13 protein-coding genes and 2 tRNA genes are annotated in these 13823 nt (G+C 58.3%); 2 read left to right on the forward strand and 13 right to left on the reverse strand.

Translation table 11 applies throughout. The features are described 5' to 3' along the window. Positions 1 to 4 precede the first annotated feature (4 nt). Complete coding sequence (locus tag AC1Z36_RS15785; RefSeq protein ID WP_105657243.1) at positions 5 to 508, forward strand: MarR family winged helix-turn-helix transcriptional regulator; 504 nt, start codon at positions 5 to 7, stop codon at positions 506 to 508. A gap of 104 nt (positions 509 to 612) precedes the next feature. Here AC1Z36_RS15785 and AC1Z36_RS15790 read toward each other — a convergent pair whose 3' ends face one another. From AC1Z36_RS15790 to rpsB, 6 genes are all read right to left on the reverse strand, one after another. Next, entirely contained in the window at positions 613 to 1185 is a 573-nt protein-coding gene (locus AC1Z36_RS15790) for a DivIVA domain-containing protein (protein ID WP_105657242.1), read from the reverse strand. Positions 1186 to 1334: 149 nt separating this feature from the next. Next, positions 1335 to 2891, reverse strand: coding sequence for a phosphatidate cytidylyltransferase (locus AC1Z36_RS15795; RefSeq protein ID WP_286134152.1), 1557 nt, complete (start codon positions 2889 to 2891; stop codon positions 1335 to 1337). Beyond that, positions 2891 to 3448, reverse strand: a complete 558-nt coding sequence (frr, locus tag AC1Z36_RS15800; RefSeq protein ID WP_105657241.1) for a ribosome recycling factor — start codon at positions 3446 to 3448, stop codon at positions 2891 to 2893. The genes AC1Z36_RS15795 and frr overlap by 1 nt, the downstream gene beginning before the upstream one ends. A gap of 79 nt (positions 3449 to 3527) precedes the next feature. Next, positions 3528 to 4250, reverse strand: coding sequence for a UMP kinase (gene pyrH / locus AC1Z36_RS15805; protein ID WP_105657240.1), 723 nt, complete (start codon positions 4248 to 4250; stop codon positions 3528 to 3530). A gap of 204 nt (positions 4251 to 4454) precedes the next feature. Further along, positions 4455 to 5291, reverse strand: a complete 837-nt coding sequence (tsf, locus tag AC1Z36_RS15810) for a translation elongation factor Ts (RefSeq protein WP_105657303.1) — start codon at positions 5289 to 5291, stop codon at positions 4455 to 4457. A 145-nt stretch (positions 5292 to 5436) separates the two neighbouring features. After that, positions 5437 to 6288 (reverse strand): 30S ribosomal protein S2, encoded by an 852-nt coding sequence (gene rpsB / locus AC1Z36_RS15815; RefSeq protein ID WP_105657239.1) that lies wholly within the window; start codon positions 6286 to 6288, stop codon positions 5437 to 5439. Between the two features lie 396 nt (positions 6289 to 6684). On the opposite strand from rpsB, the gene AC1Z36_RS15820 reads away from it, so the two are divergent. Continuing rightward, complete coding sequence (locus AC1Z36_RS15820; protein ID WP_105657238.1) at positions 6685 to 7218, forward strand: M23 family metallopeptidase; 534 nt, start codon at positions 6685 to 6687, stop codon at positions 7216 to 7218. 256 nt (positions 7219 to 7474) lie between these two features. On the opposite strand, the gene AC1Z36_RS15825 is transcribed toward AC1Z36_RS15820, so the two are convergent. From AC1Z36_RS15825 to AC1Z36_RS15855, 7 genes are all read right to left on the reverse strand, one after another. Then, positions 7475 to 7551: transfer RNA gene (locus tag AC1Z36_RS15825), tRNA-Ile, on the reverse strand. Positions 7552 to 7650: 99 nt separating this feature from the next. After that, on the reverse strand, positions 7651 to 8838 hold the full coding sequence (locus AC1Z36_RS15830) for a glycosyltransferase (RefSeq protein WP_105657237.1): 1188 nt from the start codon (positions 8836 to 8838) through the stop codon (positions 7651 to 7653). A 51-nt stretch (positions 8839 to 8889) separates the two neighbouring features. Then, positions 8890 to 9801, reverse strand: a complete 912-nt coding sequence (locus tag AC1Z36_RS15835; protein WP_105657236.1) for a DMT family transporter — start codon at positions 9799 to 9801, stop codon at positions 8890 to 8892. A gap of 86 nt (positions 9802 to 9887) precedes the next feature. Then, the gene (locus AC1Z36_RS15840; protein WP_166650650.1) at positions 9888 to 10733 is read right to left on the reverse strand and encodes a phage holin family protein; all 846 of its coding nucleotides are present in this window, start codon (positions 10731 to 10733) and stop codon (positions 9888 to 9890) included. A gap of 273 nt (positions 10734 to 11006) precedes the next feature. Further along, a tRNA-Asn gene (locus tag AC1Z36_RS15845) sits at positions 11007 to 11082 on the reverse strand. Between the two features lie 139 nt (positions 11083 to 11221). Then, positions 11222 to 12295, reverse strand: coding sequence for a glycosyltransferase family 4 protein (locus tag AC1Z36_RS15850; RefSeq protein WP_105657234.1), 1074 nt, complete (start codon positions 12293 to 12295; stop codon positions 11222 to 11224). Between the two features lie 42 nt (positions 12296 to 12337). After that, positions 12338 to 13591 (reverse strand): MFS transporter, encoded by a 1254-nt coding sequence (locus AC1Z36_RS15855; protein WP_133833003.1) that lies wholly within the window; start codon positions 13589 to 13591, stop codon positions 12338 to 12340. Positions 13592 to 13823: the final 232 nt, after the last annotated feature.

Consider the following 13823-nt stretch of genomic DNA (forward strand, 5'->3'; position numbering starts at 1 on the left):
AGGCATGGAGCAAAACGACCACGTATCGCGCATTCAACAGCAGTGGGCAGAACAACGGCCGGATCTCGACCCAGCGCCCCAGGGAATCATCGGCCGGCTGCATCGCTTGGCTAATTACCTGACCGAGGAGCTCTGCACGGTTTATGCAGAGCATGGGCTGACCGAAGCTGAATTCGATGTGCTCGCGGCCTTGCGGCGGGCAGGAGAACCCCACTCCCTGGCCCCCGGCGAGCTGGCACAGCAGACGATGGTGACCACCGGAGCCATGACCAAGCGGCTCGACAAGCTGGTCAGCAACGGCTGGGTCACCCGCGCGCTATCCGGTGATGACAGGCGTGGGCGCCGCATCTCCTTGACGGCTAGCGGCAAGAAGAAAATCGATGAAGCGTTTACCGCCCACATGCGCAACGAAAAGCGCCTCGTGGACCAGCTGGCCCCCGCTGATCGTCCTGCGCTCGAAGAAATGCTGCGAAACTGGTTGGCCCACTATGAACAGACCCGGCCCTAGCCATATGGGCCAGCGCGTCGCCAAGAATGCAAAAAGCCGCGCAGGGCAGCGGGAAGAATTTCCCACTGCCCTGCGCGGCAATGCGTTTGCGCTGGAGACAGCTGCTAGTCGATCGAAGCCATCAGCTCGACCACGCGGTCAAGGAATGCATCGACCTGCGATTCCTCGTAGCCATCGGTTCCCTGCGAAGAGCGGAATTCCACGCGGCGTACGGTGTCAACGGCCATGGGCACGTCGTTCTCGAAATAGTCGATGAGCTGATCGCATAGGCGATCGACATCTTCGATGTTGTAGCTCGACGCGTTGGAACGCGACGGGCGACGGAAACGCTCACCCTTGGCACGGTGCAGGCGGCCACGCAGGATCGCGGCCAGGCGGCCTACCTGCTGCAGCCAGACCTCCTCGCCCTGATGGGCAATCAAGTCGTCGCGCTCGCGCTTGGCAAAGACATCTTCCAAGCGGTCCAGCGCACCATCGACTTCGCGGGCCTGGTACCCGCCCTTCTGCGGCGCAAAAGTGGTGCGGCGGATCAGGTGGCTGGTGACCACACTGTCGTCGTTTCCTCCACCGTTGAAGGTGGCGCGGGCACGGCTCAGGAATGCATCAACTTGCTTTGCATTGTAGCCGAATTCCGAGTCCGGTACGCGGGAAAACGGAGCATCTTGCTGCTGCGACACGACAGTTCCTTTTTCTCTAGAGAGATATCAGTTGGGTACCCCGGTAAGGCGATACCCCTCATATTCTATTGGCTTGGGCCAATAGTTGGCTTAATGGCCACACCAGCCAGTGCATTCCAGTAGAGGATCACACCCGCTGGCGGGACCGGTCAGAAGACTTCGACGCTCCAGGCCAACACATGCGAAATCACGTAGCCCAGAGGAATGACAAACAATATCGAGTCCAAGCGATCCATGATTCCGCCATGGCCCGGCAGCAAGTTGCTCATGTCCTTGATGCCCAGTTCACGTTTGACCATGGATTCCGCGAAGTCGCCAGTGGTCGCGGCAATGGTGGTGAAGAACGCCAAGATGACGCCCGTCCACCATGGCATTTCCAGCCAGAAGTGCATTGCGCAAGCACCAATAGCCATCGAACCAATCATTGATCCGGCGAAGCCCTCCCAGGACTTTTTCGGAGAAATCTTTGGCGCCATCGGATGCTTGCCTATTAGCACACCCACGATGTAGCCGAAGGTGTCGTTGGCGACCGCGAGCAGCAAAAGCGTGGCAATGAGCCATTGGCCATTCTCGGAATCAAGAATCAGCAGGGCGAAGGAAAGCAGCAGCGGCACCCAGCTGATGATGAACACGCTGCTCATCACCGAGGCCACAGCACCCTTGAGTCCTTCCATGAGCCGGAAGAGCAGAGCGATGAGGATACAGGCAATGTAGCTGAATCCAAGGGCTTCCACCCCGCCCCAAATGGCACTGACCGGCAGCAAGACCGAGGACAGGTACAACGGCAATTGAGGCACCGCGGTCTTGGCGTGAGTAGTAGCTCTCGCAACTTCCCAGCAGCCAATGCCGCTGAGCGCAATCAGCGCGATGACCAGCAATGGCTGCGACCACATCAGGCCAACGAGGACGACGCCGAGCATCAGCAAGCCTACGCCGATTGCCGCGGGCAGGTTGCGTCCGGCGCGCGATTTCTTCGGCTCCGGGGTTCCTATCAACAGCTCGGCAGGGATGTCTGCTTCTGCCGCGTCGGGCTGGCCGGTCTCGGCCAGGTCCGTGGAGTCGGAAACCGGTGGAGCAGGCACCTTGCCCTCGGCAGGCGCTGGATTCTGCGCCGCTGATTCGGCGTCCTGTTTGGTCGCTTCGCCCTTCGCTGGCATACCACCCTGGGCAGCTGGGGCCGCTAAGATCTTGGCTTTGCCGGGTTCCGCCGATTCTACGGGCTCAGCCGGTTCCTCGGCTGGTCCGGCCTGCTGGGCAGCTACCGGCCCCGGAGCCGCCACCGACTTGGACGTATCAGCCTTGAAGGCTGCCTTGGCACGCTCTTTCGCTTGCCCGGTATCAGCCGTAGCGGCTGCATCCTTGCCTGGGGAAGCCTCGGCTGCCGGGTTCGCGCCAGCCCCTGGCTGAGGGGTCGGCAAAACGCCATCGGTGCCGGCAACTTGCTCCACGGCTGGTGCCGGTGCTGGCGTGGCCATTGGAGCAGCTACCGGATTGGCCGGTCCAGTCGTGACCGGTTCTTGGATTCCAGTGGCAGGTTCTGGAGTTTCCCTAGCCGCACGGTTCTTCATGAAACCGCGTTTTTTCCCCTTGGCGGCAGCCTCGCGCTGGGCACGAGCTTCACGTCGGGTCAGGGGCTGGGATTCTCCGGATGCCACTGAGGGCACCGCCGAAGCGTTGCCCTCAGTGTTGTCTGTCGAGCCTGGCATTAGACTTCCAGCAGCTCTGCTTCTTTTTTCTTCAAGATCTCGTCAACTGCGTCAACGTGCTTCTTGGTCAGCGCGTCGAGGTCCTTTTCTGCACGGGTGCCCTCGTCCTCGCCAATTTCGCCATCCTTGACCAACTTGTCGATGGAGTCCTTGGCCTTGCGGCGGTGGTTACGCAGCGCAACGCGGGCGTCCTCACCCTTGGCCTTGGCCAGCTTGACGTATTCCTTGCGGCGTTCTTCGGTCAGCACTGGAAGGACAACGCGGATCATCTTTCCGTCCGAAGATGGGTTTGCCCCAACTTCTGGATCGCCCAGAGCCTTTTCGATTGCGCGCATAGCGGTCACATCGAATGGGGTGATGGTGATGGTGCGTGCTTCTGGCACTGCAAAGGAAGCCAACTGCTGCAGTGGGGTCGGGGAACCGTAGTAGTCCACCATGACCTTCGAGTACATGCCTGGGTGGGCGCGACCGGTACGGATCGTCGCGAAGTCCTCCTTGGCGGCCTCAATGGTGCGTTCCATCTTTTCGGCGGTTTCCGCCAGCGTTTCGTCAATCACCGGTACTCCTCAAGTACTTCATCTGTGTTTCCGCTACGGGAAATTAAAATCTACTTCAATCCTAAGCCACGATCACCGATTAGACGGTGACAGTGGTGCCAATCCGCTCGCCGCGAATTGCCGCGGCCACGTTTCCTTCGCCTTCCATGCCGAAGACCAGCATATTGAGCTTGTTGTCCTGGCACATGGTCATGGCGGTCTGGTCCATCACGCGGATGTCGTTGACCAGCGCGTCGCTGTAGGTCAAGGTCTCCAGCTTCTTGGCGGTCGGATCCTTCTTCGGATCCGCGGTGTACACGCCATCGACGCCCGACTTGGCCATCAGAACTTCGTCAGCATCGACTTCCAGGGCACGCTGCGCGGCCACGGTGTCGGTGGAGAAGTACGGCAGGCCTGCGCCAGCGCCGAAGATGACAACGCGGTCCTTTTCCATGTGGCGGATGGCACGGCGTGGGATGTAGTTTTCTGCGACCTGGGCCATGGCGATGGCCGACTGGACGCGGGTTTCGACGCCGCATTGTTCCAGGAAGTCCTGCAGTGCCAGGCAGTTCATGACGGTGCCAAGCATGCCCATGTAGTCTGCGCGCGAGCGGTCCATGCCGGAGGCCGAGAGTTCTGCGCCGCGGAAGAAATTGCCGCCGCCAACCACGATTGCGACCTCTACTTCGCCTACGGTTTCAGCGATCTGCTTGGCGATGCCGCGAACGGTATCCGGGTCAACGCCGATCTTGCCGCCGCCGAATACTTCACCGGAGAGCTTGAGCAGTACGCGGCGTCGTTTGGTTTCTGGGGTGCTTGGCATGAGGTGTCTTACTCCTGGAGGTCGGAATCAAGCTGGGGGTACTACTTCCCAGATCCCAAGCTATCGTGAGATCCGGGCTCAAGAAAAGGGAGGCGAGTCACCGAGTTTTCTCTCGGTGCTCACCTCCCTTTGATCTTGTGCACTCAGGTTGCCCTGAACGCGGTTCGCTTAATGCGTACGGCTAATGCTTAGAGCTGTAAAAGCTTAGGCACCAACGCGGAAGCGTGCGAAGGCAACTGGCTTGGTGCCAGCTTCTTCGAAGACCTTGCCTACGGACTTCTTTGCGTCCTTGGCGAAAGCCTGGTCAACCAAGACGATTTCCTTGAAGAAACCGGTCAGGCGGCCTTCAACGATCTTGGTGAGTGCAGCTTCTGGCTTGCCCTCCGCGCGAGCGGTTTCGTCTGCGATGCGGCGCTCGTCGGCAACCTTGTCAGCTGGAACCTCCTCGCGGGACAGGAAGGTAGGAGCCATTGCAGCGGTGTGGACAGCAACGTCGTGTGCGACGGTTGCGGCAGCTTCGCTGTCAGCGTCAACAGCCATCAGAACGCCAACCTGAGCTGGCAGGTCCTTGCTGGTCTTGTGCAGGTACGAAGCAACCTTGGCACCCTCGATGCGTGCAACACGGCGTACAACAACCTTCTCGCCGAGGATTGCGCCCTCTTCGATAACGATGTCGCCAACGGTCTTGCCGTCCAGCTCGTAAGCCAGCAGTGCTTCTGCATCTGCAGCACCGGAAGCCACAGCGGCATCCAGGACCTTGTTGGCCAGTGCGATGAACTTCTCGTTCTTGGCAACGAAGTCGGTCTCGCAGTTGATCTCGATCATGACGCCGACGTTGCCTTCAACCTTGGCAGCAACCAGGCCTTCAGCGGTCGAACGGCCTTCGCGCTTGGTAGCGCCCTTCAGGCCCTTGACGCGGATGATCTCGATGGCCTTCTCGGCGTCGCCGTTAGCCTCGTCCAGTGCCTTCTTAACGTCCATCATGCCGGCGCCAGTGCGCTCGCGCAGTGCCTTGATATCAGCAGCGGTGTAGTTTGCCACGTGCAATCCCATTCAGCTAGGAGTTTCAAGTTTATTTTGCTTATGGGACGGGTCGGATTTCCGGCCCGTCCCACAAGACTTGGTGAAGTTCACCCCGAGCTACACGCTAGTGCGCCCAGGCAAACTTCTGGAGTCACCGAGGTGACTACTTGGCTTCTGGTGCCTCAGTTGCATCGTCTGCAGCTGGTGCTTCAGTTGCAGCTTCTGCAGCTGGAGTTTCGGCCTTGGCCTTCTCGCCCTCAAGCAGCTCGCGCTCCCACTCAGCCATTGGCTCAGCAGCACCCTCAGTCTTGCCGGCAGCCTTGTTGTTCTTGGCGATAAGGCCTTCGGCCACAGCGTCAGCAACAACGCGGGTCAGCAGGTTGACGGAGCGGATTGCGTCGTCGTTGCCTGGGATTGGGTAGGTAACTTCGTCCGGATCGCAGTTGGTGTCCAGGATGGCCACAACTGGGATGCCCAGCTTCTGTGCTTCGTCGATAGCCAAGTGTTCCTTCTTGGTGTCAACGATCCAGATAGCGGAAGGGGTGCGGGTCAGGTTACGGATACCACCGAGGTTGTTCTGCAGCTTGGTCAGCTCGCGCTTCAGCAGCAGCAGTTCCTTCTTGGTGTGACCGGAGCCAGCAACGTCCTCGAAGTTGATCTCTTCCAGTTCCTTCATGCGCTGAACGCGCTTGGAGACGGTCTGGAAGTTGGTCAGCATACCGCCGAGCCAACGCTGGTTCACGTATGGCTGGCCAACGCGGTTAGCCTGCTCGGCGATCGATTCCTGAGCCTGCTTCTTGGTACCGACGAACAGTACGGTGCCGCCGTGGGCAACGGTCTGCTTGACGAACTCGTAAGCGCGGTCGATGAACGACAGCGACTGCTGCAGGTCGATGATGTAGATGCCGTTGCGCTCGGTGAAAATGAAGCGCTTCATCTTTGGGTTCCAGCGACGGGTCTGGTGGCCGAAGTGGACGCCGCTGTCAAGCAGCTCTCGCATGGTTACGACTGGCATGTCGCAACTCCTTTCAGCAGTGGCGGACCGGGCGCGCATGCGCCCGCGGTAACTGCTCTTGTTTGTTCGGGTTGATGCAGATAGCCATTGTGGATATCCGCCCTAGCATGAATACCGATAGATGCTTGGCATCTCGCCTTCGGTCCACCGATTCTCTCGGACCACTGGAACCTCAGGCCACAGCTCATGAAGCTGTGGATACTCATACGCGAAGTCAATCCCCTGCCCGACGCACCCAGTTTTGGACACACCTGTGACAGGACACTGCTGTTTCAAGTGTACTACAGAGAACTCAACGCTTTACACGGCGATATCGGTGATCTGCAGCCCATTCGCTTGCCCACAATTCGCTCTTCCAACTGCTTAAGATCCGGCTATTGGGTCCATCCTGAGAGGATGAAATCCAAGTATCTAGTCGCCGGGCTGCAGGTTTTGCTGCTGGCCTTCAGTGGTCCTCCGGCCTCGCCCCTGACTGCGGCGCCACAACCAGTCCAAGCACAAGCTGCACTCGCCGCCGGCAACGGCTGGCGTTGGCCGCTAGCTGGCGAACCGGAAATTCTGGAGCCCTTCGATAAGCCGGAGGAGAATTGGCTTCCCGGTCATCGCGGCGTGGATTTGGCTGCCAGCTCCGGAGACTCGGTCTTCGCGCCCCAGCGCGGCCAAGTCGCCTTCGCTTCAGTGATCGTGGATCGACCCGTGCTGGTCATCGACCACGGTTCCGGATTCAGGACCAGCATCGAACCGGTAGCCGCCGGAGTCTCGGTGGGCGATTGGGTCGAGGCTGGCGCGAAGGTGGGACAGGTAGCAACCGGGGCGCACTGCTCGGGCCGATGCATTCACTGGGGCGTGCGACTCGAAGGAGAATACATTGACCCGGTGTTGCTGATCCGCGACATGCGTCCATCAATACTCTTGCCGCTGCACGAATGACCGTGAAGGCTCCCAGGGGTGCACCATGAAGAGCCACGGTTACTGTCGCGGGTCTTGCAGACCGGATCCTCTGCGTGTTCTTGCCCCTGGCGAGAGCTCCATGCCGCGCAGCCGCGTGGCCTGTTCCTTGGACTGCCATGAGAGTTGCAAGTTGGCACCGCGCAATGGGCCGGGAACTGGCTTCTTCCAGTTTCCAGACCCCGGAACGAAAAATCGTCCAGCAGCTTTTTTGCATAAGCTGCTGGACGATCTTGTTTGGTAGGGAGTATGGGACTTGAACCCATGACCAAGGGATTATGAGTCCCCTGCTCTAACCAACTGAGCTAACTCCCCACATGGGCCCATCGCCGAAGCGGCGTAACCACACTCGAAATATTCTAGGGCATCACTAGCCGAAACACCGACTTGACGCACCCGATGACGATGAACCTATTAATGGGTGGAAACTTCGTGGCCGCGGTAAAGGGCTTCGAAGGAGTTCATTGTCTTTTCCTGCGCGTGGTTCTTCACCTTTTCGTGCCCGGCTTCACCCATCTTGGCACGGCGCTGCCCATCCAAGGCAAGAACCTGGTCTAGCTTGTTGGCCAGATCCTGCCGGTCTCCCGGCGTGAACATGTAACCATTGATGCCTTCGTCTACCAGGTGCGGCAGGGCCATCGCGTTGGCCAGAACGACGGGTTTGGAAGCCGAGAGTGCTTCCAGGGTTACCAATGACTGCAGTTCGGCGGTGCCTGGTTGGCAGAACACATCGCAACGCAGGTAGGCCTGGCGCAGTTGTTCATCACTTACATGCCCAAGGAAACGGACACGGTCTCGCAGCTGCAATTCGTCGGCGATCTTCTCCAAGTGAGCGCGTTGCTCTCCCCCGCCAACAATTTCAATGATGGCATCCGGCACCTGGCTCATTAAAGGCAATGCCTCGATGAGTTCATTGATGTTCTTCTCAACGGCAAGACGGCCTGCGAACAAGATCGTGGGGAACTCGTTTTTAATGATTTCTTCCCCTGCCGCCAGCTCGTAGTTGCCGATCTCGATCCCGTTAGACAGCGGAAGCACCCGGTTCAGTTTGGCACGCTCACGCATTGCCTTGGCCGCCAGTGGAGTCGGGGTCGTGACGGCGTCTGCCCGCCCAAAGATCTTCCCCATGTCTCTCCACGAATTCTGCGCGACAATTCGCTTGAACCACTGCGGGAAAGGCAGGAAGGGGTCAAGGTTTTCCGGCATGAAGTGGTTCGTGGCGATGGAACGAACCTTGTTCTTGCGAGCCCATCCGATCGTGCGCTGGCCAATCATATAGTGGCTCTGGGCGTGGACTACATCGGGCTTGATATCCGAGAGCAGCTTGCTGATCTGCCGATTGACTTCCCACGGGAACACGATGCGGAAGTACTCGTGGGTAGGTACCGAATGCGATTCCAGACGATGCACAATTGCTTCATCACGGATCTCGGTGTAGGTCTTGCCCTTATCTCCACGGGCCGCCAGCACATGCACCCGGTGGCCGCGTGCATGCATCGCAGTAGCCAACCGGTAGCAAAACATCGCTGCACCGTTGACGTCTGGCGGATAAGTGTCAGCAGCAATGACGATGGTCAGCGGTTTTTCCTTGGCCACGAGCATCCTTCGGCGTTCACACGCGTTGTAGTTTCTATTAAAATCTGCAGCTTCAGTCTATTTGGAATCAGGCATGGATTTTTCTGCTTCAGACTGGTTCCGGCGTTCAATAACATCCGGGTGATGTCTGGACAGTGCGGTCACACCGACGATAGCCAAACCAGCAGCCACCAGCATCAGCACGGTGACCAGTACCGGAACATCAGGACGCAGCTCCCCTAGGATACCGATTCCAATGGCAATGCCAATTATCGGGTCAATCACCGTCAACCCTGCGATGACAAGGTCAGGAGGTCCCTTTGAGTAGGCCTTTTGCACAAAATACGAGCCGAGAAGGCCAGCTACAACTACCGCTAGGCCAGCCAGCCAAGGCAGCTGGACAAAGCTGCCGTCGCCGATATTCATCACGGCGATTGCAATGGTTCGAACCAGTACGGCGACGAATCCGAATAGGACGCCAGCACCGAGGATGAAGAAGAACGCACCGAGCTTCTTGTGGAAGAAGATGGTGGCCAATCCCACGATGGCAACGACTACCGCCAAGATCATTTCAATCAAGTGCGCTTCGTAGTCGTTTACCTCCTGGTTGCTGCTAGTGGCAGTGACGGCCAGAAGCACGAAGCCAACCGAACCCACCATGCAGCTGATGATCGCCAATACGGTGGGACGATTCATCGTCAGGTCGGTTTCCTTGGCATTGACCATCGCAGTGATCACCAATGCAATGGCACCAATTGGCTGCACCACCGTCAAGGGCGCGCTGGCTAGCGCGAAAACATTCAAGGCCATGCCAAGAGCCATCAGCCCCAGTCCGCTCATCCAGCGTTTGTTGCGGGCCAGCTTCCCGACATTCTTAATTGTCAGGTCCAGACCGCCAACAGCACTGCGGACTGCCTGCGATTGGAAGTGCGCTCCAAAGGCAAGACAAAAGGCACTGCATAGTGCCGCTGCAATAGCGATCCAAACCATGTCAGTGCCTTTCTAGCCTAAGTTTTCATACGACGGGGCACGCGCACGCTTGGTACGGCTAATGCCTGGCCCCGTCGGCGAAAGACCTAGGAGCGCTTGAACAATGCGCGGACAACAGCCATCAGCGCCAGCCCGGAACCTGCCATCACGATATACGGTCGTGCCTGCTCTAAGCGGTTTGAGCCGGCTCTGTCAGCCTCCGATTGGTCTTCGGAAGACGAAGACGGGGAAGGGCGAACGAATCCCTTCGCCTTGGCAGCTGCTCCGGAGAACTTTTCCCCAGCTCCCTGGGTGAACGAACGAATCTTGTCGATCTTGGCCAGTGGCGCTTGCACGCTCTCGCCCAGGTTGTCACGCAGAGCCTGGATCTGGCGGCGGCGACGCTTGGTGCGAAGGATCAGCTCATCGGCACTCGGTGCCGGAGGCTTCGGTTCCTTCTTCTTTTCAGCCTTCTCGTCATCCTCAGCCGACTTCTTCTTCAGCGGCTCATCAAGAGTGCTGACATCGAAGGCGCTGCCGTCCTTGAGCACGCCCAAGTCGTGGCGGAGTCCGCGAATAGCTGCTTCCGGCTTCAGCGGCAGTGCCTTCTTGACCTTGGCATATCCAACCAATCCCAAGATGGCAGCAACCAGCAAGAAGAATCCTGCAACGATCAATGCGGCTGCCCAACCGGGCAACCAGAGAGCCAATACATTGACCAGGGTAACTACAACAGCAATGACGAAGAGCAGCACTACGAGCAGTGCAGCTCCGGCGAGCGCCGCCGCCATGCCAATGCTGATTCCCTTGCCTTTGAGTACCGTAGTCGCGAGTTTGATCTCGTCCGAGAGCTGTTGTGGAACAAGCTCCTTGAGACCATCAACCTGCGTCTTAGCACTCTTGACACTCGACTTAAGGCTTTCGTCAGCTTGCGTCGATTCAGCTTCAGACATGGTTTCTCCATATTCTCGATCGCTCAGCAACCGGTACATCAAACGCTAACACCCCGGTTGCCGCATACGACTCAGTCTTCAGGCGTAAAACCCACTGCATTTATCTCATGCTGTGGGTGTAACTGTTAACGATTCGAAAGTCTATCGTCTAATCACCTGTGGTTATAGGAGGTTCGGGTGTTGCTGGGTTTTCACTTCGAATTTGCGCATGGCAACGACCGCTTTTGGGTAAAACAAAACCTCCCAGCTACTTGCGGAGCTGGGAGGTTTCTTTGGCTCCTCCAACTGGACTTGAACCAGTAACCCTTCGATTAACAGTCGAATGCTCTGCCAATTGAGCTATGGAGGAATGCAACGAGTAATACTTTAGCACTGGCCAAGTGCCGTTTTCAAATCGGAAGTTCCCGTTGCGGAGCATGCGTTCCCTGCCCCGAAATTCCGCCATTTTCCGGGCGAGACCGGATGCTTATCCACCAAGCAGCAGCAAACTACTTTCTGTGATCTGCCGCATATCTGGCCAAATCCAGCAGCTGCTGCGCTGATTGTTCCCATGAGTAGTGCCCGGCTCGTTCCACGGCGCGTTGCGAATACTGTCTCCAGGTAGCCTGCTCATCCAAAGTGCGTACTTGGTCCGCGAAGCCTTGTGCATCATCTGCCGAAGCGTACAGCGCGGCGTCATCCGCGACTTCCCTGAAAATCGGCATATCGGTGGCAATCACCGGAGTTCCCATGCTCATCGCTTCGACCAGGGGAAGCCCGTAGCCTTCTTCTCGCGAAAGGGTTACCAAGGCAGTGCATTCGCTGAGCAGCCGCTCGTATTCCTCATCGCTGACACCGCGGTGGAATACCACTGTGGATTGCGAGGGGATGAGCTTGGATAATTCAGCATGACGTTGCTCGTTGATCCCGCTTAGCAGGTGCAGCTCATAGTCCGGCAGGTGCGCCATACCGCGGATGAGTGTCTCGACGTTCTTGTATTCCATGAAGGAACCCATATAGACCAAGGTCTTCTTTGGGCGCTTCGCTTGGTCTCGACGAGCAAAATTTCCGGTGGGGGCGTTGGACACCAGTCCAATGCGCTTCTTGGTCAGTCGATGCCTGCGCATGAGTTCGGCTGTGGTGTTGGAAACGGTAGCCACCGCGTCGGCCCGATTCAGGAGCATCCGCTGCGGCCAGTAGACCTGATGGAACAAGAACCATCCAGCGCGAATCGGAGCAGGCAGGAACTTCGGTGCATGCGGATGCGAGTAGTAGATCAAATCATGCAGGGTCAAGACCAAGGGATATTTCCGCCCCAACGATCCGATGGTCTGCATGGGCGAGAACACGACATCCGGCTTGAGCTTGTTGATCTGCAGGGCGACGAATGGCTCGAGCACGCTCGTGGGGCCGGAAATCTTCAGATACGGAACATCGGGGAGCATTGCCAGCTGCCTGGTGTCATTGACCAGCATCGTGACCTCGGCAAGCTTGCTGGCGGCCTCGATCAACCCGGCGGTATACCGGCTAATGCCATCATGGTGGGTGATGCGGGTGTATCGAGCGTCGATAACGAGTTTCACGTGCGCGGTTGCCTTTACTTCGTGGTGCGTATGCTTTCCAGCCTAACGGCTTGCGGGGCCGCGCATCACTAGGTAGCTAATAACTGAGAGGGTTGCGGCAACGACCCAGGCAAGCAGTCCAGCGGTAATCCCCCACGCGCTGGCCAATGCGCCGCCCGCCAATCCGCCAACGGGTACGACTCCAAAGGTGAATAACCGGCGTGCGCTTAGGACCCGGCCCAGCAGCTGCTCCGGAACGATCTGCACAATCCAGGACGAGGCAGCAATGTTGAAGAGCAGCACGACGATTCCCCATCCCAGCGCGAAAATTCCCAGCAGCGCCATGGACCACATTTCGGTTGCATAAGCCGCGGCCAATACGCAGCCCGCCAAAACTGCCTGCATCGAACCGGTGTAGATCAGCAAGGTTGCCGGAGCGAATTTTCCAGCCAGCGTTCCTGCGATAGCAGCTCCAATTAGCCCGCCAACGCCACCCACCGAGGCGAAAAGGCCGTACCCGAATTCGCCAAAGCCGAGCTCGTTGATAATGAAGATCGCTTCCACGGATGACCCGATGGCCAGCCCCAAGTTGGAGAACATCACTGCAACGGTAATTGCCAAGAGCAGGCGGTGCCGGGCCAGATACCTGAGGCCAGCCAGGATGCCGCCCTTTTCAGTCGACGGCCCGGGGCGGCGGCCAGGGCCTTGCGACAGGCGAGAGGAACGCACCTGCAGCGCCATCAGCATTGCCAGCAGGCCCAGAGCCGTCGAGATGCTCAGCAGCGCTGGCGCTCCCCACAGCGCGAAGCCGGTTCCCGCCAAGGCCGGGACAATCACGGTCATTGACTGGTCCGCAGCTCCCAGCGAGGCGATCAGCTTGCTAATGCTCGCCGCTCGGACTTCAGGCTCATCTCCGATGAGCTGCGGAACGGCAGTGGTTTGGGACGTTTCGGAAAAAACATTGCAGAAGCCGAGCAATGCGCACAACAGCATCCCCAGCGGGATCGTTAGCTCCTCGGCGAAGGACAGCGCCGCTAGGCACCCCAGCAGGAAAAGCTTGGACCCGAGACCGATGCGCAGGACCCGCAACGCGGAATACTTGTCGACCAAATGGCCCGCGGGGATGCTGGCGAGCACAAAGGAAAGGGAACCAAGCGCATTGAGCACTCCCATCTGCATGGCAGTTGCGCCAAGGGTACCTACGAACAGCAGATCAATCGTGATATCAAAAAGTGAGCGTCCTGCCGCGTCCGTTGCGTTCGACCCGAGGAGCAGACGCTGGGATCGCTGGACTTTTCCTGGGCTTGCCGTGGCCACTTGCCCTCCCTTGCTCTAACTGTTTGATCATACAGTTCTAGCTTGAAAGTGCAATCAAACGATTAGTGATAATTCCGGGACATTGGAAATCGAGAAGTTCTCTCCATTTCAACCTCGCAGGGGTCCAACTTCAGCCTCGCTCAGATGCAGGTCAGCGGGTAACTTATCACAGCCGGGCGCCACCCGCAGGAAAATGTAGAAACTTTTCTTCTGGCGGAGAGAGTGAATTACT

It is taken from the genome of Glutamicibacter sp. BS14, assembly GCF_056934375.1.